Here is a 20,333-nt window from a genome sequence, read left to right on the forward strand (position 1 = left end):
TCAGTGAAGGTTTGAATCTTCATTTAATATCCCTAACAATTCGATTATCGAGTAAGCCGCACGTGTAATCCCCATGCTGCGGCTGTCCGTATCTGTTCCTGCTATATAAAGATTCTTAACAGGAGTTCTTATTTTCGCAAAATTTCCGTCAATTGTAACTGAGGCCTTTTCTGGAATCGTTACTTGTTCATGCTGCATTTCCACATGGTCCTCAGCATTGGGAACTGCCGTGAAAACGGTCTCATAGGCCTTTTTAATTTCAGTATTTTGCGATGCACCCTCATCCATGGCAAATGCAAATCCCACAAGCTGTTTACCTGATGGGGCAAGTGAGGAATCATAATTGCTTATTGGCATTGCCCAATAGGCATTTTCCTTATACCAGATTTCAGAGCCTATGTAATTAAATTCATCAAGTATTTTATCAAAGCCCAGCCACAAAGTAAGGCTTTTGCTATGCACAATACCATTTAATTCATCGATATATGCTTGTGGCAACTCTTCTATCATAGAAGGCAAATCGCGGGCAAATCCTGTATGAATAACAACATCCGCAGTATAAATCTCATCTGCCTCCACACCTGTGACCTTTCCATCCTTCACAAATATCTTCCGGACTTCACATTCAGTCTTGATTTCAACCGATTTTGGAAGGGAAAATAAAATTGCATTGAGCAAGGCTTTGAGGCCTTTGCGGGGGTAACCCTGAGAATTACTTGCCTTGTTTGTAGCAAGTCTTCCAAGGGAGGAAAACTGGTTTGATACACTGTAAATCCGATCTTGTAGGGATGCATGATGCTCTGACGGAATTATAGTCCGGAGTATTGATTCCACAGGTGTTTTCTTGTGTTTGCCAACAATACTTTCAAACTGCTCCTGAGTAACACGATCCCTGACAAAGCTACTTCCGGTCAGTATTCTGTGCACAGAAGTCTCTTTCATGGATTTTCCGGATAGGAAATGCGATATTGAATCAACAAAATCATAGGTATCCTTAGAGAGGTTTTTTGGCAAGGCATCATATACCGATTGTTTGGTGAGATCAAAACCAAAAGTTGAAAGTGTTAGTTGCTTTGTCAAAGCCTGGGCGATTAGTAAGCGGTCTTTTTTTGGAAGAGGATCAAATACGGCAAATTCCTTTAGGTTGGAAGGGACTTTTACAAAGTGTTGTTCCGTCCTGGCAAAATAATTCCCGTAGTCCTCAAAAACCGGAAGATAATCAAAGTAGTTTTCCATCAGTATTTTCAGGGGACCTTCTGCAAGGTGTGTAATTGCATGAGGACCAGTATCAACTTGGAATCCATCAATCATGTAACTATTGCAATTTCCCCCGACATGTGACTTTTTTTCAAGCACCAGCACTTTTTTTCCATGCTTTGAAAGTGTCAGTGCTGCTAAAAGACCGCTTGCTCCTGCACCTATTATTACAATATCATATTTACCCATATTTTTTCTTCCGTTTTAATAAGGAAGTAAGGATAATGAAAAAATGTCAATGCGAAGTGACAGGAATTCCATTATACCTTTCAAAAAATTATTCAAATATCTCAGGAACTATTCGCCGGGCTACCTTTTCATAGACTCCCGTAACATTGCCTTTGTCAAACCTGAAAACATCCTTGTCAAGAGACTCACCAGTTTCTGCATCCCAGAAACGGCAGGTATCACAGGAGATCTCATCAGCAAGCACAATCTCGCCGTCCCTGCGACCAAATTCCAATTTGAAGTCAACAAGGATTAAGCCCCGCTTCTCTAGGTATGCAGTTAAGAGTTCATTTATCTTCAATGCAAGCTCCCTTATTTTAGCAATCTCTTCTCTTGTTGCAATGCCGAGTGCTACTGCGATGTCCTCATTGAGCATTGGATCACCGTATTCGTCACTCTTATAATCCATCACAATAACCGGTTCTTTGAAACGCATACCTTCTTCAAATGGATATTTGCGGGTGATAGAACCGGCTGCGATGTTCCTTGGAATTACTTCGATAAGGATTATATCAACCATTTGAACCAGCATATGCTCATCATCCAGCATACCAAGATAGTGGGTTTTTATTCCGGCGTCTTCAAGCATTTCAAATAGTTTTCTGGAAATTTGAGCGTTATAGTAACCTTTCTTCTCTGCCTCACTTTTTTTCTTGCCATCAAATGCAGTCAAGCTATCCCTAAAGTGTGAAACCAAAACATCGGGATCAGTTGTCTTGTAAATAGTCTTGGCTTTTCCAGAATATAATTTGTCTTTAATTTCAATCTCCGACATAGCAATCTCCTATACTAAATAAGTGATTTTTGATAATAAATTTATGCAACGAAATATGCGTACATGGTTTATAAATTTATGCAACGAAATATGCGTACATGGTTTATGCCATAACACAAAATGTTATTAATAAAAAATCCAATAGTTGATAGGTGAAGATAAGATGGATCCGGAACTTATGAGAATTGGCGTATCACTACCTAATAACCTATTAAACAAGTTTGACTCCATCATAATGGAAAGAGGTTATTCCTCCAGATCCGAAGGGATAAGGGATGCCATCCGCAGTTACATTAACTACTATGAATGGATGAATGACATAAGTGGCAGACGAGTGGGTACAATTACCCTCATTTATGATCATACCAAAAGAGGGGTTTCAAATGCGGTTGCTGATATTCAGCACGACTATTCAGACCTTATAAAGTCCTCTGTACACATTCATCTAGATAAAGAAAACTGCCTTGAAGTTATAATTTTTGATGGAGATGGGAACGATATTAGGGAACTGGATGAAAGTCTTATGGCACTTAAAGGAGTAAAATACGTCAAATTGAATACAACGCCTCCGGCAGAAAAATTGTAAGTTTTAGCACCTTATGTTAAATGCCATTTATTTATTTGGCATTGCTTGGCGGTACATGATATTCAGAGAAAAAATACCATATTTGCGGAAATCATTTTTCAGTTGATGAAAATGTAGCCCGCAAAAGAACATTCTGCATACTTCTCTGTTACAATAAAATCCGATAACAGGCTTACTGCTGCAATCGATAAAAAAATGGACTTGTCGCTTGATTAAAAAATAAAACTGCCTATAGAGGCAGTTCATTTCATTTTTCTATGGTATCCGTACATAATGACAACTGCGGCTGCCAGAATAAAGACGGTGCCAAAAACATCAGCTGCCGAAAAAGCAGAGGAAACGCCTTCACCGCTTGAAGGTGTTTCACGGTTCATCTCATAGCCCTCCACATAAGTATCTCCTTTCTTTGACTGCTGACTGGCAGGAGTATTTTCCTCACCGGCACCCGTGACACTTACAACTTCTGATGTCTGATTACCCGAAGCCCCGGTGATAACACGTGCTTCCCCCCTTCCAGAAAATGAAGGATTGTTATCCTTGGAAGGAAGACTACCTGACATGCCTGTAGCGGTCTCCATGAGCTGCAGGTAATCGCTGGCTGCCTGTTTGCTGACATGCGTGGTGGGAGCTGAAATATAACCATGCACATACTCATGGAGCAAGGGGTTGCCACAGGTATGGTGACAGCAGGTCACGCCATTCTCAGCAACGGATTCCACATACTCTTCTACAAGACGTTCCACAACTTCCTCAGGGGCATCCCAGTAATCTTTGCGCACAGCCTCCAGCATGCGTGCAACTGCAGACTGGTATGCATATGGGTTTTGTGTGTTGAATGCTTCCTTGATGCCGATTTCATTGCGATCAAGCACAAGAGTTTCGTAAAGATCGTTCCACATGTAGTCCTTCACAAGTTCCGGTGACACCACCTGCCATCCCCAGAGGTTGTCCACGATCTCGGCGATTTCCTTCATACCGGAGTATCCTGAGCCCATCATACCTTCAAGGTATAGAGGATTAAGGGCACGACTTCTCAATTCCCTTGCGAGGAAAACCTCTAAAGGCTCCACAACCGGATCGCCCCGTAAATTTACGACTTTGATCTCAGGCGAAGTTCCTGAAACGTGTTCAATCGCCACGGCAAGCCCTCCCACATACTGGAAGAAATCATCATTATCCAGCACGCCGTACAGGCTTGTGGAACGGCTGTTGAAAATAACGTCTGTTCCCTTGAGATTTTCGCTGAAGATATCCTCATAGTTCCCGAGGTAATGCACATTACCGCCTTCATCACTGGTGTAGAGATTGGCCATACGGAAGATATACATCGAACCAATGGCTTCCGTGGAATTGGAGGCATCCCATGCCGTACCACCTGCTTCAATCTCTTTTTCAATGCCCACACCATAACCGCCGGGCGGAGGTCCGAATATCCTGTGCCTGGAGAGTTTGGCTGCAAGTTCAGGGAAATCCCCGGCAAACCCGGGATCAGCCTGCAGGTAGTATTCCATCAGATCCCGTTTCTGGCTTTCATTAAATCCCAGAAGATGTTGTTCGATCTCCTGACTGTGCTTGCGGACATAATTCTCCTCAACAGATTCATTCAGTCCCGAGATCTCCCAGACGGCTACATCCAGCATCCTCATCTGGTACTGGAGAGTGTCACGGTAAAGACCCGAAGTTGTGATGACGACATCTATCCGCGGGCGCTGCACCACAGTACCATTTGAAAGGGTTAATGTCAGCTCATCGAGAGGCGTCACTGTTACCCGATCATTGTAGACTTTGGAAAAAGCACCGCTTCTGGTATAATAAAAAGACGGTTCTGCACCCATCAGCCGTAGCACCATGGATTCCACGACACCGTTATGCCGCAGTGTTTCCACAGACCACATGGATACACCCATCTTATCCGGAAAATGCCCGTGTAGCTCATAGTAATCCACCAGCATGTCATCTGCCAGGTCCTTTCCGATCTCCCATGTAGTGGGATCAGGGACTTTTTTGGAATTGAAACCGTAGTAATTACAGCCGGTTGGGAGAGCTGACGGGTTACTGACCGGATCGCCCTGCTCTCCGGGTATCACGTAACCACCATCAAGGGCATGGATTAAAGAATTCATCTCAATTGAAGGATCTAACAAACCTTCTGTTCTATTTAGTTCTTCATAGGTCTGGTTGAGCCTTTCACTGAGGGATGCATCAATGGTGATATTGAAGTACTCTGAAACTGTTTCCCTGAAATCATCGTTTCCGCTGCTATTGAAGAAAGCACCGAGTAGCCATTTGCTTGTATTTTCAGCATCAGTTCTGTTTTCCAGATTTCCAAGGCCGCCCTGCGAAACATCCGAATAATTATATCCAAGGATTGTACAGGAAGTGTTCATGAGGAGATCTGTATGCATGGTCTCAAGGAACATCGAAACATGTGAATCTGGCAACGCTATCCCGAATGTGTGTGTCCCGTAAGGAATTGTCTCGGAAGCTACCTGTTCCATATACTCCACGATTTCTTCGGCACTTTCGGCAAAATTGCTGTCATTTATCTCGACGCCGATCTCCTCGTCCAGTGTGGTATTCCCCAGAATGGCAATTACCTTCTCCTTTGTCTTGTTCATACCTTCGGTAGAACCGGTTTGTGAATACCGTTCATATTGCATGAGGTAATATTTCAGGTCACGGAGTTCACCGTATGTTCCGCCATATGCGATAGGGGGTGTCAGGTGGCTGATAAGGGTTGCATAACCACGCCTTTTTGCCTGTATACCTTCCCCGCCTCCGTCCATGATGTAAGGATATATGTTTGGCAGATCTCCGAGTAGGACATCGGAATAACTGGTATTGTCCAGGCATAACATCTTGCCAGGAAGCCATTCGTGGGTTCCGTGCCTTCCGACATGCACTATTGCATCTGCCCCAAAACCACCTTCGGCAGGAGAATGCTGCAGCCACAGATAGAACGCAAGGTACTGGTGCGGTACCGGAATGTTCAGGTCATGATAAAGCCTTTCCACATCCTCCTCCCAGCCCCTGGCAGGCTGTGGCGTGAGGATGACGTTGCCGTCCTTTATCGCAGGAATAACAATGTACCTGTTGCCGTCGCGTTCCAACACCATCATGTCCCCCGGTGGCTCCCCCCATGTCGCAACAACTTCATCGCGGATAGGAGACGGCAGTTCGGCAAACCATTCCTCGTAGGTTGCAACATCCAGCAGGACAATGGAATTATTTGCAAGCCCTGCATCCACAAGCTCTTCAAGTTCACCCGGAGCCCATGTTCCGACATTGCGACCTTCACATAAGATCATTCGCTGCAGCACTGAGGCATTCAGGTGCTGTGTGGAATATCCTTCATTTTCAAGGGCTGCAAGCATTCCGTCAAGTGACTCAAAAAGGTTCAGATAGCTTGCTCCTACATCCTGCTTACCCGGCGGATGATTGAAGTAGATCAGGGCTATCCTGCGATCTGCAGGAGATGTATTGCGCAAATCCGCATAGGATTCTGCAGTACCCACCAGTTTATCCACCCTGTCCATTATGGGATAGCGGGTATAATCGTCTTCTGTGAACTGTGCCTCCACGGGGATAGGAGCTATTACCCCATCCATTTCGGGTTGGTCAAGTTTCCAGGTTATTGCGGTACCGTGCATTCCATAGGGGTTTGCCTGCCACTCCGCATATGTCTGGTAGGAAAGACTCACGGCTTTTAAGACCGGTACATCACTCTGGCTTAGAATATCCGCCGGCCCTGTGGCACCGAAGAAAAGGAAACTTATTATGGCATCCACACAATGGTTTTCATCGGAATTGTTGTAAAAAGTATTAATGGGACTCCCCCATGGGACATAACTGGCTATGACATTGTAGCCGTCCTCTTCCAGCATCCGTATCATGACATCCTCGGTATGCAGCTTACCCTCCTGATAATCCCTGTAATACATTGCAATTCCGATCCATGGAGCACCCTCCGTATAATGCCCGCTCTGCTCATACCAGCTGTTGTATTCTGTCCGGTTTGTGAAAAGATGCTCAAAACTATCCCCTTCATAGTTGCATGGGGGAGCATCCGGATGATAGATCGCCGCCGGTGGTACAATCATTGTGGGTTTGACATAGGGAGCAAGATCTTCCCGTTCATCTACCTCATTTGAAACATAAACAAACATCCTTATAAGGTTTTCAGGGAGAACAGTACGCCAATACCCTGGCCTGTATTTGTCAAACAAAGTTTTAAGCACCTCAGAACCATCGTCTACGTTGTAGTAATAGGAATGTGCGGAACTAAAACCTCCAATCCCAAGCACGCTGATCCCTCTATCACCCGCAGCTTGAAGACTATCTTTATAGAGATCATACTGCGAGTCTGCTACATATTCTAGGATTATATCCCCATCGAAATCATCTATCTCCGCATTGACATAGGGTGCAAGGGAAGTATCCCGGGCCATCATGGACATTGCAGTGAGGTTGGCAAAACGTATGTCAATTCCGTACTCTTCAAGTTCATCCTCTACACTGAGTATCGTCGCATGGTTGGGAAGCACCACCAGCAGAATAGAAGTGCGTAAAGGGGGTTTTGGTGATAAGTCCACCCTGCCTGCAACTTCATGGGCGGAATATACAAGTAACCGTTCCAGATTCTCTTCCGTCCATGTCCAGTAAAGTGAGGCGTTCTGCTGCACGTCTTCAGAGACGGTTGCAAGGAATGCGGAACTATTCGTAAAACTGATAATTTCTCCGCTAATATTCCCGTTGCCGATTTCTTGTGATAGGTAGGTAATGTTTGCTTCAGCGCTTACATCCACAAATACGATATCCGCTTCAATCGACATCCCTCCGGGGATACAGTCATATTTGCTTACATTAAGCCCAAGTGTTGCATTTCCGATAATATTGTGTGGCACATCAGAATCTGTTACATATGCAAATTCTGTCATTGCGCTTGCTGTAGCTGTGTTTATTAATAGCATAACAAACAGGAAAAAAAACGCTGAAGAGGCGATTGATACCTGTTTCCACCGTACATCAGAATTATTTTCAGTAATATTTATTTTGATCATAGTAATACCAAAATCAGACAATAATAATTATTAGTTATAAAGTTATTGATATTTATAACATTAAATATTAATTTATATCTATTTGGTGTTACCAGATGTGAAGACAGCTTATTAAAACAAAAAACTACTGCTGGATATGGATTGCTGTTGATAGATATGGGAAGAAATTCATCAAATTCTCTTTTGACAGCAAAAAAGCATAAAAAGTAAAAACCTCTGGAAGAAGTTAAAGACAAAAGTGGTGGATAATTAATGACAGATTACTGAGGAAATATATGCAGAGTCCCTCCCTATAAAGATATATACCCGCTCAAAAGCAGAAACGTATACTGTTGAAGGCTATAAAACTATATTTAGGCACTTTCTACCAAGACTGAAGATAAAGTCAAAGGGTTATAGAAAAGTCTTGAAATGCTTAAATATTCTATTTTGCTCTTGATGAAATATGAAAATAAAGAACTAACTATTAATTAACAATGCCCTTTGATTTATTCTTTTAATCGGCCGTGCCTTCTGTCCACATCATCCATCATATTAAGAAGTTTGCGGATAGCCGTCCTGATTGCATCTGCCTGGCTAATAAATTTTTTATCCACACCTACGTGTGCATTAAGATCATCCAGAAGTTCTTGAGGGATATCCACACTTACCTTGGGCATTCAAACATCTCCTGTAACTATGTAAGGTAAGGGAATATAACATATATAAGATATAAAGCAAAAGATAGGCTTCTTAAGAGCCGTTTGTATTTTGTCTTCATTGACTTAATAATTTTTTGATTCAATTACAGGAACCGTGTAGATGTAACCTACATCCAACAACGGAAGATTGAATACCCCGAAAGTTTTTCGCGTCATCGAATTCATAATTAGCGACAACCGGTAAGATATTTCCACTTAACAATTTTGATACCCGGTGGCATCTTTAATTCCATGAAATGTTCGACGACCATGTCCCTGTTTTCAGGTTCCCATTTACTTATTTAACAGCATTTTCTATCCCATTTAACGAAATAAACTTTCAGTAACCCATTACGCAATGCAATATAATATGGAATGCAACATTCTAAAATTATTAGAGGTGCAAAAAAGTTAGATGGCGGGCCGGAAGGGATTTGAACCCTCGGCCGATGGATTAAGAGTCCATCGCTCTGCCTGACTAAGCTACCGGCCCATACTACTGAAACTGGCTCTCATACGTATTTTCATAATATATAGGTTTCGGATGGAAATTATGTTTAATCACAATATTGCAATAATTTGCCATTAATGAGATCATCCTCCTTCTCGTTTTGGTCCACTTAAGTGTGCTTATAGGGGGCTGATTATAAGGTAATGATATGATTAGTAAACTGCTGAACTTGATGTTCTCTCATTTTGCTTTCGGACTTCTCCGGATATGTGAAAAAGCTATTATAGTTTTGCAGGAATTTCATAATTGGCTGAAAATGTGGAGATTGGTTTGATGAGCCGTGATATGCTTTTGTGGGATGAGACACTTTTCCGTGATCCTCAGGTACTTGAAATCGATTATGTTCCTGAAGATCTTCTTCATCGTGAAAACCAGATGCAATCTCTAGTCTATTGTATCAAGCCTGCACTGGGAGGTATGAGACCTGTAAACTGTCTGTTGACAGGTCCGCCGGGTACCGGGAAGACTTCCGCAGTCCTCAAAATATTTGAGGAAGTGGAAAAACGCTCTGATGATGTGGTTGTGCTTAAAATAAACTGCCAGATTGATTCCACACGGTTTGCAGTTGCTTCCAGGATATACAGAAAATTGTTCAATGTGGAGCCTCCTTCTTCAGGTGTCGCCTTCAGGAAACTTTTTGAGAAAATAGTGCAACGACTTATCGAGAAGGATAAAGTAATGGTTGTATGCCTTGACGATATCAACTATCTTTTTCACGAAGGTCATGCGGATGAGGTTATGTACTCCATTCTCCGTGCTCACGAGCTTTTCCTCGGTGCAAAAATTGGAGTAATAGCTGTTGTAAGTGATACGGGCAAGCTCTATAGATTTGATCCGAAAGTCAGTTCAGTTTTTCTTCCAGAGGAAATTGAATTCTTACGCTACAATTACCATGAAATAAAAGATATTATAGCTTCTAGGGTCCGGCTGGCATTTTATCCCGATGTGTTTTCTAAAGATGCACAGGAGCTTGTAGTAGATTATGTTGACAGTATTGGTGATTTGCGTATAGGTATCGATCTCCTCAAACGGTCAGCTCTTAATGCGGAAAAAAGGGCTAGCAGGACTGTTGAGATCGAAGACGTAGAGAAAGCGTATGAATCTTCCAGGCTCCTTAACCTGAAAAGGGTGATAATGCCTCTCTCGGCTGATGAGAAAAAATTGCTTGCTATCATAGCCGGTATGGGCCGGTCAAAAGCAGGGGACATTTACGAGCAATTCCATGAAGTTACAGGACTCGGATACACAAGATTTTATGAAATTGTAAATAAGCTTGCTGAATTGCAGCATCTGGATGCTACTTTTTCCGGTGAGGGTATGCGTGGGCGCACTCGTTTGATCGGATTATCCTATCCTCCCGAAGACGTTCTTAAGTGCCTGAAGGGGTGAAGTATTGTGGAAAGAAAGAGCAAAGTATGGCTTTCGCATGAAGGCAAGCCCGTTCTTGGTGCGGGCAAGGTTGAAATCCTGCGTGCAATAGATGAAGAGGGATCTTTGCAGAAAGCTTGCAAAAAGCTTGACATTTCGTATAAGCACGCCTGGAAAATCATCAAAAGCATAAATGAAAGGCTAGGGTAGGATGTCGTGAGGACTGTAAGGGGTGGCAAGAAGCAGGGTACTTTCCTTACGGATTGTGGAAGGAAACTTATTGCGGAATACGAAATAAACAAGAGTTATCTGGATGAACTCATGGCCGATGAAGTTTCATGGGAAAATCTTGGAGTAAAATTATCAGCTCGAAATCGGCTTTTAGGAAAAATCGTGGAAATTGAAAAAGGGGATGTCGCCTGTAAGATAAAGATCGAAGTGGAACCTTCTGTACTTACATCCCTGATAACGGCTGAAGCAGCCGAAAGCCTTGATCTTTCTGAAGGTGATAAGGTATTTGCCATAATCAAGTCAACCGAAGTGCTTGTGGGAAAACCTTCAGGTACGGTGGAAAGTAAAAATGAGTGATATGCGTTTATTGTCATGGAATGTGAACGGCATTCGTTCAATGGTTAAAAAAGGATTTGTAGAATGGCTTCAGGAAGACTCTCCTGACATATTGTGTATTCAGGAAACCAAGGCAAACCCTAATCAACTTTCCAGATCCATAAAACACATCGATGGCTATTATTCCTATTTTTCGGCAGCTGAAAGAAAAGGCTATAGCGGGGTTGCTATCTATAGCAAAATTGCACCGGAACGTGTGGAATATGGTTTTGGGAATCCACGTTTTGATCATGAAGGCAGGATCCTGATTGCCTGGTATGAGAACTTTGTCCTTTTCAACATATATTTCCCCAACGGTAATTCTTCAAAGGAGAGGCTGGATTACAAGATGGCTTTCTATGATGTTTTCCTTGAATATGTGGATGATGTCAAGGATAAGGGTCACAATGTAGTCATTTGTGGTGATGTAAACACGGCTCACAAAGAAATCGATCTTGCACGACCCAAACAGAATGAGAAACATTCGGGTTTTCTTCCTGAGGAGAGGGCATGGATAGATACTTTCCTTTCCCATGGTTATGTTGATACTTTCCGCATGTTCAATGAAGAAGGTGGTCACTATAGCTGGTGGGATTTAAAAACGCGTTCCAGGGAACGCAATGTAGGCTGGAGAATCGACTACTTTTTTGTTAATGAAGAGTTTAAGAGTAATGTAAAATCTTCTTTCATGCTCAGTAATGTTATGGGTTCTGATCATTGTCCGATATGCATAGTTCTTAAGAATTAAGACTCATAATAAGGTTATTTTTATCTTTAACATCTTGTGGGTAAATGGAGTTTTCCTGCCACCAAGAATGTAATTGTATTTCTTCACTTCTCAGTTCTTCAATCCATATACTCTCTTAATTGCTACAGTCTTAATCTTGTTGTTCAATCCTTCAACAAAGCCATTAATAATGCTTTTTAATTGATTCCAAAATTCTCTGAAAAATCCTTTTTACCATCTTTGCTAATGTCAGTAGTTCGCTAATTTTTCTCCACGAACCTGTTTCATTATCCTTATTATCCTTTTTACCAGCATTAAATGAAACTCGCAATATTCAGCAATCCCTTGAAAACTACATTGAGCCATTCATATATGGCTTAGTACTTCTAAATCCCATCTTCAACAATCGTTCAATACTGATTCATTTGTCATCCCTGAATCGATTTGGACTTAAAAACTATCGTTTACACGCGAAAAAATATCGCGCAAAATAATAAATAATATGGTACGTAGGGTGAAATAATATGGAATGAAATTTATAAATATTGCTCCCCATACTTATAACTAGGTGTGCTTGCATGGATATCCTCAAAATATATGATGATGTGCAAAAGGATGTACAGGCTATATACAGATCGAGGTTGCAGGTTCAGGTACTTCTTTCACTTTTAGAAGGTAGGAAATTACTCAGTGACTTGAGGGATGTCACTGGTAGCACTTCACAGGCGCTGCTTCCAAAAATACGTGTTCTTGAGTCAAATAAATTGATTGAATCAGTTGACCATGAATACAGGTTAACTCCTCTTGGAAGAATTATTTCTTCAAAAATAGCTGATTCCATAAAAACAATGGGTTCCATACTTAAACACAAAAATTTCTTTTACACTCATTATCTGGAAGGTATTCCTGATGAGCTTCTGCAGGATATTGGCTCGCTTTACAATTCAACCTTGATCAGTGACACCAAAGTGGAAATATTCACTGTATATAACAATTATCTGAAAATGCTGCAGGAAGCAGATGAAATCTATGGCATTTCCACCATAATGACCGGTGGTCTGGCAGATGCACTTGCTTCCAGAATACTTGAAGGGATTCCCGTAGAATTGATTATTAGTGCTGATGTGATGAATGAGCTTGGTCAACAGGTATATGCCGAACAGATCAATGCTTTGTTACAAAACGAAAATTTTAAGATTTATGTAGTGCAGGAAAATATAAAACTTGGATTCACAGTAACAGACAAGTGTATATCTATTGGTCTTTATAAGAATGATGGTATTACTTATGATCCTACCATGGATCTTTTCAGCTATGATGATATGGCAATTAACTGGGGTAAGAAACTATTTGCTTACTATCATTCAAAAGCAGAAGAATTCAAAGGCTACTGATCTGATCTACAGAAAGCTCCTTCATAGCCTCCATAGCAGGGGGATTACTTTTTTTAAAAACTAATTCAGCAACAGTGTTGAGTAATTCCTTCGGATTAATAGGTTTGGTTAAATAAGCACTTGCTCCTGCTTCAAATCCTTTTTTCCTGTCAGAAGTATCTGTCAGTGCAGAGAACATCATTACCGGAATGTTTCTTGTTGATATATCATCCTTTAAAATCCTGCATGCTTCCAATCCGTTTATACCAGGCATCATAACGTCAAGAATAATGAGATCCGGATTGTAATGTTTCGCTTTTTTCAGCCCTTCTGTTGCATTAAGTGCACTGATTGTAGAATAATCATCTTCAAGGAATATTTCAAGCAATTCCACTACGTCAGGTTCATCATCGACAACAAGGATCAAGGGCTTATCTTCTGAATTCATGATTGGGAACATCCGTCGTTTTTGGAAGGGACCATGAGAGTTGCAAGGGATTTATGCAACTCTCAGGGCAATATTGCTTTCATTGATGTATTATAATTTGAAAACTATACATATATTGCTGTAAGCAATGTTAATCGATCCGATTAATATTTTCCATAGGAATTAATGTTAGTTTTTTCTGCATAAGTTAATCCTATGGGTGAATATACACAATTATCCAGATACAGTGATGGTACAGCAGTCAAACAAGTCCTTGATGCCATTATTTTCAGTTCGGTTTTTCTTGCATTTACCGGTGTTGGAATGGCATATATTTCCTGTTCATTTCAGGGTTTTCCAGTTATATGGGAAACACTGGGAATTATGTTCCTTGTCACATATTCCGTTTATAATATTGATCGGAAAGCAGACGAAGAAGAAGATTCAATAAATCACTCTGCCAGGTATTCTTTTACTTCACGTCATGCTAAATTTCTTTTCATATCCTCAATTTTTGCATACTTGCTCGCATTTGTAATTGCTGGATTCCACGGTATAAATGCAGTAATTGTGACATCTATTCCACTTGTTTGTGGTTTATTATATAGTTTTCCTTGGCTTCCAAAGGGTTTCAAGTATAGAAGGCTAAAAGAAATACCATCTGTAAAAAATCTCGTTATAAGTTTTGCATGGTCTTCTATCCTTGCTCTTCTCCCGGCATTGATATATGAAGTATCATACGATATCACAATGCTTGTAACACTGATTTATTTCTTCCTTCTTGTCTTCGTCAATACAGTTGTTTTTGACATGCGGGACATTGATGGTGATAGTCTTTCAGGAATCAATACAATTCCGGTAATGTTAGGTGCAGAAAAAACCAGATTTATGTTGCTCAGTATGTCAATTGTTCTTGGTACAGGAATGTCTTTAATTGGTATTTTCCGTCTGAGCATTCCTGCGATCGTTGTTTTGGTTGTAGGATTCATTTATACATTGATTTACGTCCTGTTTTCTGACAGGATAGGAGGAAACAATGCTATTTGTGATGTTGTGGCAGATGGACAATTCATCATTCTGGGATGTGTATTGTTTGTTGTCTCCGGGCTTATAGATGGCTGATTATTTATTTTATTCAAATTACTGAAATAAAATTGTGAAGGAAAACCTGTTTCCTTTACCCTATTCACTTTCCTCCCATATTTCCACCATCGATTTCCACAAAATTTTGACCTATACCAAGCCCATGGGATGTTCCTCAATATTTTTGTAAAGTAGGCAAATCTCATTAAGATCTTACAATAGATCTTTCTCAAATTATTATATGCTCAAATCCCGGGCTGAATATCGAGGATTTCTAGATAGTCAATTTAGAATAATACATTTTTTCGCTAAAGCAGGAAAAGTCAAGAGAAGAAACTGCAAACAGAAATGTTGATCTCAGACTTGCTAAAATACCCTTCCAAATTTCAACTCAGCAGCAAACCTTTAATCTTCTTATTCAAATATTCCCCCTATTCGATCTACCCTAAAACACAAAACTTAACAAGCAAAACCATGTCGCTGAAAAATATAGTTGTCAAAGGAGCCAAAGAGCACAATCTCAAGAACCTTGACGTAGTGTTACCCAGGGACAAGCTTATTGTCATCACCGGGTTGAGTGGCTCTGGTAAATCCTCTCTTGCTTTTGATACTATATATGCAGAAGGGCAGAGGCGTTATGTCGAATCACTCTCTGCCTATGCCCGGCAGTTTCTCGGGCTGATGGAAAAGCCGGATGTTGAGTACATCGAAGGGCTTTCCCCTGCCATATCCATCGAGCAGAAGACCACTAGCAAGAACCCCCGTTCCACTGTGGGCACAGTTACCGAGATTTACGATTACTTGAGGTTGCTCTTTGCCCGCATCGGTGTTCGTCACTGCCCGGACTGTGGTAGGGTTATAGAGCCGCTGAGTGTTGACCAGATTGTTGACAACATTATGAAAATCCCAGAAGGAACAAAAGTGAACATCCTTTCTCCCCTTGTCAGGGAGCGTAAAGGAGAATACCGAAAACTGCTCATCGATTTGCAGGCAGAAGGCTTCTCAAGGGTTCGGATTGACGGGAGAATCATGCGAATTGAGGATGCTCAGGAAGTGGAACTTGAGCGCTACAAAAAACACAATATTGAGATTGTTGTGGACAGAGTACAGATCAAACCGGATATCGCAGAACGTCTCTCAGAATCAGTGGAACAGGCACTTACAAGGAGCGGTGGACTTGTTATTGCAGATGTTGTTGATGGTAAGGAACTTGTTTTCAGCGAGAAACTTGCCTGTCCCAATTGTGGAACAGGTTTTGAGGAACTTGAACCAGCCATGTTCTCATTCAACAGTCCACAGGGAGCATGTGAGGAATGCCATGGTCTCGGGACTTCAATGGAATTTGATCCTGATTTAATCGTGCCAGATCCAACCCTAAGCTTGCGGGAAGGTGCTATTGAACCATGGGGTAAACGGCAAGACGGCTATTACATACAATCCCTTCTATCCATGGCCAACTACTTTGGCTTTTCAATGGATGTTCCTTTTGAAGATCTCAAACCCGAATACCAGCACATGATCCTGTATGGGACATCGGCCAAAATACCTTTGGTTCATGTGGGGAAAAATGGTGGTGTATGGAAACACACCGGTCGCTTCAAGGGAGTCATTCACAATCTTTCGCGCATCTATGAAAAAACAGAATCCGAAAGCACCAAGGAACGGATGCGCAAGTACATAAGCACAAATCCTTGCCATGTGTGCGGTGGGGACAGACTCAAGCCGGCCAGTTTGGCGGTACTCATAGCTGACAATAACATAATTGAAGTAACTAAGATGTCCATCGAGGAAGCACTGCATTTTTTCGAAAAACTGGAACAAAATCTCGGGCACAGGGAATACACAATTGCACGCCTGATCCTTAAGGAAATCAAAGCCCGTCTGGGCTTCCTTGTGGATGTTGGGCTTGATTATCTCTCTCTCGACCGCTCGGCTGCGACTCTTTCAGGTGGAGAGGCCCAGCGTATCCGGCTTGCCACACAGATTGGTTCAAGTCTTATGGGTGTGCTGTACATCCTTGATGAACCCAGCATCGGATTGCACCAGCGTGACAATTTGAGGCTAATCAATACTCTTAAACACCTGAGGGATATCGGCAACACTGTGCTTGTTGTGGAACATGATGAGGAAACCATCATGAATGCCGATCATGTGGTGGACATGGGTCCAGGTGCCGGTATTCACGGGGGTGAGATTGTTGCCCAAGGATCCCCTCTTGACATAATGGCAGATCCCCACTCACTTACAGGACGGTATCTCAGCCGGAAAGTTGAAATCGGTATTCCTGAAAAACGCCGTTCTCCACAGGGTTTTATCCGTCTAATTGGTGCCGCAGAGAACAATCTGAAATCCATTGATGTGGATTTTCCCATTGGTGTCATGGTATGCGTAACTGGTGTTTCTGGATCAGGCAAAAGCACTCTAGTCAATGAAACCCTGAACAAAGTGCTCGCCCAGAAGCTCAACCGTGCCAGAGAGCGTCCCGGGAAGTACAATTCCATTGAAGGGTTGGAAGCGGTTGATAAGGTAATTACCATCGATCAATCCCCAATTGGCAGGACTCCACGTTCCAACCCCGCAACCTATACCAATCTTTTTACTCCAATCAGAGAACTTTTTGCCCAGACTAAGTTATCCAAAACCCGGGGGTACAAACCCGGCAGATTCAGTTTCAATGTAAAGGGAGGCAGATGTGAAACCTGTAACGGAGATGGGACAATTACTATTGAGATGCATTTCCTTCCCGACGTCTATGTTCCATGTGAAGTATGTCACGGAAAACGATATAACAGGGAAACTCTTGAAGTCACTTACAAGGGCAGGAACATAGCCGAAGTTCTTGACATGACTGTAGAGGAAGCTCTTGAATTCTTTGAAAATGTGCCCAAGATAAAACGCAAATTACAGACTTTGTTTGATGTCGGTTTGGGTTATATCAAATTGGGACAGTCTTCCACAACCCTTTCTGGTGGTGAAGCCCAGCGGGTAAAACTTGCCACGGAACTCAGCAAGAAATCCACGGGCAAAACCGTTTACATTCTTGATGAACCAACCACAGGACTTCATTTTGCGGATGTGAAAAAACTGCTTGAAGTCCTCCAGCGGCTCGTTGATGCCGGAAATACTGTCATCGTCATAGAGCACAATCTTGATGTTATTAAGGTTGCAGACTGGATAATTGATCTGGGCCCGGAAGGGGGGGAGCGCGGAGGTTTTCTTATTGCCGAAGGCACTCCTGAAGATGTGGCGAAAGTGGAAAATTCCTATACAGGTGAATTCCTGCATAGATTGTTCCATGAGTAACCCACCGTAAGGTTTATTGTTGAGACCTTCAAAAAACTATCATGTAAATCTACCTTTGGAGTAAGAGGGACTGTATGGTAAGAAAAATTAAGTGTAAAAATATCAAGAATGATCTTGAATACCTTAGTAATATCATGGTAAAACAGGATCGTTCCGAACCGACTCCTGATGTTGCCAGATTCAAGACTCAGGTGGAATTCAAAAAAACCCTGTGCAAAATAATCAGGGAAGAGAATGAAATGGAAAGGCAGACGAGCCAATCCTGATTTCAGACGTCGTATTTCTCAAAGCAAGGGAGACAGAAATACTTTCCATGGGCAATACGTGCACGGCTTTCCATCATGCCTTCGCCACACTCACTACAGGTCAGAGTCTGGAAAATCACCGCCTTTTTTGGTGGCTCGGCTTTAATTTCTTCTATCTTGAATAATTCGTCTGCAGGAGCTTCCAGTATCATTTTAATTCTCTCTTCACGCTCTTTTTTGAACTCTGTCATTTCTTCTGGTGTAGCAGTTTTTGCACGAATTTTTTCAAACAGATTATTTCCGTTATTATCTCTTTCGAAAACATTCTGTTTTCGGACTATACGGAGTGCTTTTTCGTTCCCTCGTTTAAAAAATGTGTAAACGTGTTTCCCGTAATCTCTGAAGATCAGATTACCTTTTCCAAAAGTACAACTGTTGATAACCTGTATGGCATCTACTGAGCATGATTTGTTTTCTACAATAGCAACAAGTTCTTCATCTTTTGAACGCATCCCAAAATGCTCCTCTGCCAGTTTTGCAACCCTGAATCCAATTGCAAGACCGGGACACATGTGTCCGTGGAATTTCACGGCATCCTCGATTTCCATTACTTATCAACTCCACAATTAAAGGTATAATTTTCTCAGTTTATCAGTCACAGCATCAACCTGCTCAACGGCTGTGCCAATGTATTTGTAAGGGTCTACAAGGGCCTCAATTTCGCTCTCTGTCAGCACATCCTTCACAGCTTCGTTTTCAAGGAGTGTTTCCTTGAGGTGTTTTCCTTCTTCGTGTGCCTGCATGGCAGCGATTCGCACAATCTCGTGGGCCTCCTGCCTACCGACTCCTCTTTTTGCAAGCTCGATCATGACAGCTTCTCCCATATTTAGTCCTCTGAGAAGCTCAAGATTACGTTTTATGTTTTCAGGATAGAATCTGAGGTTATCAAGTACCCGGATTCCAAGATTTATAATATGATCTGTAAGGATGCAGCTTTCTGGGAACACCACACGTTCACATGATGAGTTGGTGAGATCCCTCTCATCCCAGAGTGTGTTGTTTAGTAATTCTGGTTCTACCATTGAACGAATAATCCTTGCAAGACCGCAAATCTGTTCGGATTTGATGGGGTTTCGCTTGTGGGGCATGGTGGATGATCCTACCTGTTTTTTGCCAAAGCTTTCCTCCACCTCTGCAAGTTCACTTCTTTGGAGGGTACGTAATTCAACACCTATTTTATCAAGTGTTGTTGCAACGTTTGCCATCCACATAATGAATTCAGCATGCCTATCTCTTTGGATAATCTGATTTGAAACATCAACACTTCCAAGTTCGAGGAATTCCATTGCCTTTTTCTGGATATCTATTCCTTTTGACCCGAAGGCTGCCTGAGTGCCCACAGCACCGGTCATCTGTCCCACGATCACCCGGGGTTTGAGTTGGTTCAACCTTTCGATGTGTCTTCCTACTTCAGAAGCCCATATTGCAAAGCGAAGCCCGTAGGTTGTGGGAACGCCAATCTGCCCGTGTGTTCTTCCTGCACAGACAGTTTCTCTATGTTTTTCCGCCTGCCTGACAAGTACAGCAAGCAAACCCTTCATTTTGGGTTCTAGAACTTCGATGGCCTCTTTAAGCTGCAAACCGGTTGCAGTATCCAGCATGTCATTAGAAGTAGCTCCAAAATGAACCCATTTGGCAGCTTCCTCATCACATTTTTCGGATATAGCAAGGACAACTGCCATCATATCGTGATGGATTTCATCCTCAATTTCCTTAACTCTGGCAATTTCGACTTTTGATATCCCTTCCTCTATCAATCTGGCTGCATCTTCAGGGATAAGCCCGACATAGGCTTCGGCTTTTGCAAGTGCAGCTTCTGCTTTGAGGATACACCGCAGCCGGTTGTCTTCACTCCATACCTGCTTCATCTCCTCAGTGCCATAACGAAATTCTATGGGGTGTATTGCCATTATAAATCACCTGATTATAATAAATTGATTTAGTATTCCTGAAGCCTTTAGAGCTTTTCAACCAATAAATAAGCTTTTGTAATCCATGAGTTTTGTACGGTTATCCCATAAGCATTAAATATCATTTACATTAT

16 protein-coding genes, 1 tRNA gene and 2 pseudogenes are annotated in these 20,333 nt (G+C 42.0%); 10 read left to right on the plus strand and 9 right to left on the minus strand.

What is annotated here, in order from left to right:
* Together PWQ49_RS00335 and purC are read right to left on the minus strand one after the other, a co-directional pair.
* The gene (locus PWQ49_RS00335) at positions 1 to 1,446 is read right to left on the minus strand and encodes an NAD(P)/FAD-dependent oxidoreductase (RefSeq protein WP_300606285.1); all 1,446 of its coding nucleotides are present in this window, start codon (positions 1,444 to 1,446) and stop codon (positions 1 to 3) included.
* A gap of 88 nt (positions 1,447 to 1,534) precedes the next feature.
* Positions 1,535 to 2,260, minus strand: a complete 726-nt coding sequence (purC, locus tag PWQ49_RS00340) for a phosphoribosylaminoimidazolesuccinocarboxamide synthase (protein WP_300606287.1) — start codon at positions 2,258 to 2,260, stop codon at positions 1,535 to 1,537.
* A gap of 163 nt (positions 2,261 to 2,423) precedes the next feature.
* Here purC and nikR point away from each other — a divergent pair, with 163 nt between their 5' ends.
* Positions 2,424 to 2,846 (plus strand): nickel-responsive transcriptional regulator NikR, encoded by a 423-nt coding sequence (gene nikR / locus PWQ49_RS00345; protein ID WP_300606290.1) that lies wholly within the window; start codon positions 2,424 to 2,426, stop codon positions 2,844 to 2,846.
* 242 nt (positions 2,847 to 3,088) lie between these two features.
* On the opposite strand, the gene PWQ49_RS00350 is transcribed toward nikR, so the two are convergent.
* On the minus strand, positions 3,089 to 7,783 hold the full coding sequence (locus tag PWQ49_RS00350) for a cobaltochelatase subunit CobN (RefSeq protein ID WP_300606292.1): 4,695 nt from the start codon (positions 7,781 to 7,783) through the stop codon (positions 3,089 to 3,091).
* A gap of 242 nt (positions 7,784 to 8,025) precedes the next feature.
* On the opposite strand from PWQ49_RS00350, the pseudogene PWQ49_RS00355 reads away from it, so the two are divergent.
* Positions 8,026 to 8,380, plus strand: a pseudogene (locus PWQ49_RS00355) (IS1 family transposase); the annotation flags it as partial.
* Positions 8,381 to 8,394: 14 nt separating this feature from the next.
* On the opposite strand, the gene PWQ49_RS00360 reads toward PWQ49_RS00355, so the two are convergent.
* Together PWQ49_RS00360 and PWQ49_RS00365 are read right to left on the minus strand one after the other, a co-directional pair.
* On the minus strand, positions 8,395 to 8,565 hold the full coding sequence (locus tag PWQ49_RS00360) for a CopG family transcriptional regulator (protein WP_300606294.1): 171 nt from the start codon (positions 8,563 to 8,565) through the stop codon (positions 8,395 to 8,397).
* Between the two features lie 437 nt (positions 8,566 to 9,002).
* Positions 9,003 to 9,079, minus strand: a tRNA-Lys gene (locus tag PWQ49_RS00365).
* A gap of 291 nt (positions 9,080 to 9,370) precedes the next feature.
* Between PWQ49_RS00365 and PWQ49_RS00370 the strand changes: the two genes are divergently transcribed.
* From PWQ49_RS00370 to PWQ49_RS00380, 4 genes are read left to right on the plus strand one after another with little or no spacing between them, the layout of a single operon-like run.
* Positions 9,371 to 10,486 carry an ORC1-type DNA replication protein gene (locus PWQ49_RS00370; RefSeq protein WP_300606297.1) on the plus strand — a complete coding sequence of 372 codons (1,116 nt, stop codon included), beginning with the start codon at positions 9,371 to 9,373 and terminating at the stop codon, positions 10,484 to 10,486.
* Between the two features lie 6 nt (positions 10,487 to 10,492).
* Positions 10,493 to 10,675 carry a hypothetical protein gene (locus PWQ49_RS08240; protein ID WP_363321777.1) on the plus strand — a complete coding sequence of 61 codons (183 nt, stop codon included), beginning with the start codon at positions 10,493 to 10,495 and terminating at the stop codon, positions 10,673 to 10,675.
* A 6-nt stretch (positions 10,676 to 10,681) separates the two neighbouring features.
* On the plus strand, positions 10,682 to 11,053 hold the full coding sequence (locus PWQ49_RS00375; protein WP_363321778.1) for a TOBE domain-containing protein: 372 nt from the start codon (positions 10,682 to 10,684) through the stop codon (positions 11,051 to 11,053).
* Positions 11,046 to 11,819: an exodeoxyribonuclease III gene (locus PWQ49_RS00380; protein ID WP_300606300.1), complete on the plus strand. Its 774-nt coding sequence runs from the start codon at positions 11,046 to 11,048 to the stop codon at positions 11,817 to 11,819. The genes PWQ49_RS00375 and PWQ49_RS00380 overlap by 8 nt, the downstream gene beginning before the upstream one ends.
* A gap of 83 nt (positions 11,820 to 11,902) precedes the next feature.
* Here the strand turns inward: PWQ49_RS00380 and PWQ49_RS00385 are convergent.
* Positions 11,903 to 12,063, minus strand: a pseudogene (locus PWQ49_RS00385) (transposase); the annotation flags it as partial.
* 313 nt (positions 12,064 to 12,376) lie between these two features.
* Between PWQ49_RS00385 and PWQ49_RS00390 the strand changes: the two are divergent.
* Positions 12,377 to 13,192, plus strand: a complete 816-nt coding sequence (locus PWQ49_RS00390; RefSeq protein ID WP_300606303.1) for a transcriptional regulator FilR1 domain-containing protein — start codon at positions 12,377 to 12,379, stop codon at positions 13,190 to 13,192.
* On the opposite strand, the gene PWQ49_RS00395 is transcribed toward PWQ49_RS00390, so the two are convergent.
* A complete protein-coding gene (locus PWQ49_RS00395; RefSeq protein ID WP_300606306.1) occupies positions 13,179 to 13,619 on the minus strand; it encodes a response regulator in 441 nt (146 codons plus the stop codon). The genes PWQ49_RS00390 and PWQ49_RS00395 overlap by 14 nt on opposite strands.
* 195 nt (positions 13,620 to 13,814) lie before the next feature.
* Between PWQ49_RS00395 and PWQ49_RS00400 the strand changes: the two genes are divergently transcribed.
* From PWQ49_RS00400 to PWQ49_RS00410, 3 genes are all read left to right on the plus strand, one after another.
* A complete protein-coding gene (locus tag PWQ49_RS00400; protein WP_300606309.1) occupies positions 13,815 to 14,720 on the plus strand; it encodes a UbiA family prenyltransferase in 906 nt (301 codons plus the stop codon).
* 435 nt (positions 14,721 to 15,155) lie between these two features.
* Positions 15,156 to 17,984: an excinuclease ABC subunit UvrA gene (gene uvrA, locus PWQ49_RS00405; protein WP_300606311.1), complete on the plus strand. Its 2,829-nt coding sequence runs from the start codon at positions 15,156 to 15,158 to the stop codon at positions 17,982 to 17,984.
* 74 nt (positions 17,985 to 18,058) lie between these two features.
* Positions 18,059 to 18,250 carry a hypothetical protein gene (locus tag PWQ49_RS00410; RefSeq protein ID WP_300606313.1) on the plus strand — a complete coding sequence of 64 codons (192 nt, stop codon included), beginning with the start codon at positions 18,059 to 18,061 and terminating at the stop codon, positions 18,248 to 18,250.
* Positions 18,251 to 18,252: 2 nt separating this feature from the next.
* On the opposite strand, the gene PWQ49_RS00415 is transcribed toward PWQ49_RS00410, so the two are convergent.
* Both PWQ49_RS00415 and purB read right to left on the minus strand, forming a co-directional pair.
* Positions 18,253 to 18,837: an FmdE family protein gene (locus tag PWQ49_RS00415; RefSeq protein WP_300606317.1), complete on the minus strand. Its 585-nt coding sequence runs from the start codon at positions 18,835 to 18,837 to the stop codon at positions 18,253 to 18,255.
* A gap of 18 nt (positions 18,838 to 18,855) precedes the next feature.
* The gene (gene purB, locus PWQ49_RS00420) at positions 18,856 to 20,199 is read right to left on the minus strand and encodes an adenylosuccinate lyase (RefSeq protein ID WP_300606319.1); all 1,344 of its coding nucleotides are present in this window, start codon (positions 20,197 to 20,199) and stop codon (positions 18,856 to 18,858) included.
* Between the last annotated feature and the right edge of the window lie 134 nt (positions 20,200 to 20,333).

Source organism: Methanohalophilus sp., assembly GCF_030156785.1.
Lineage (GTDB): Archaea > Halobacteriota > Methanosarcinia > Methanosarcinales > Methanosarcinaceae > Methanohalophilus.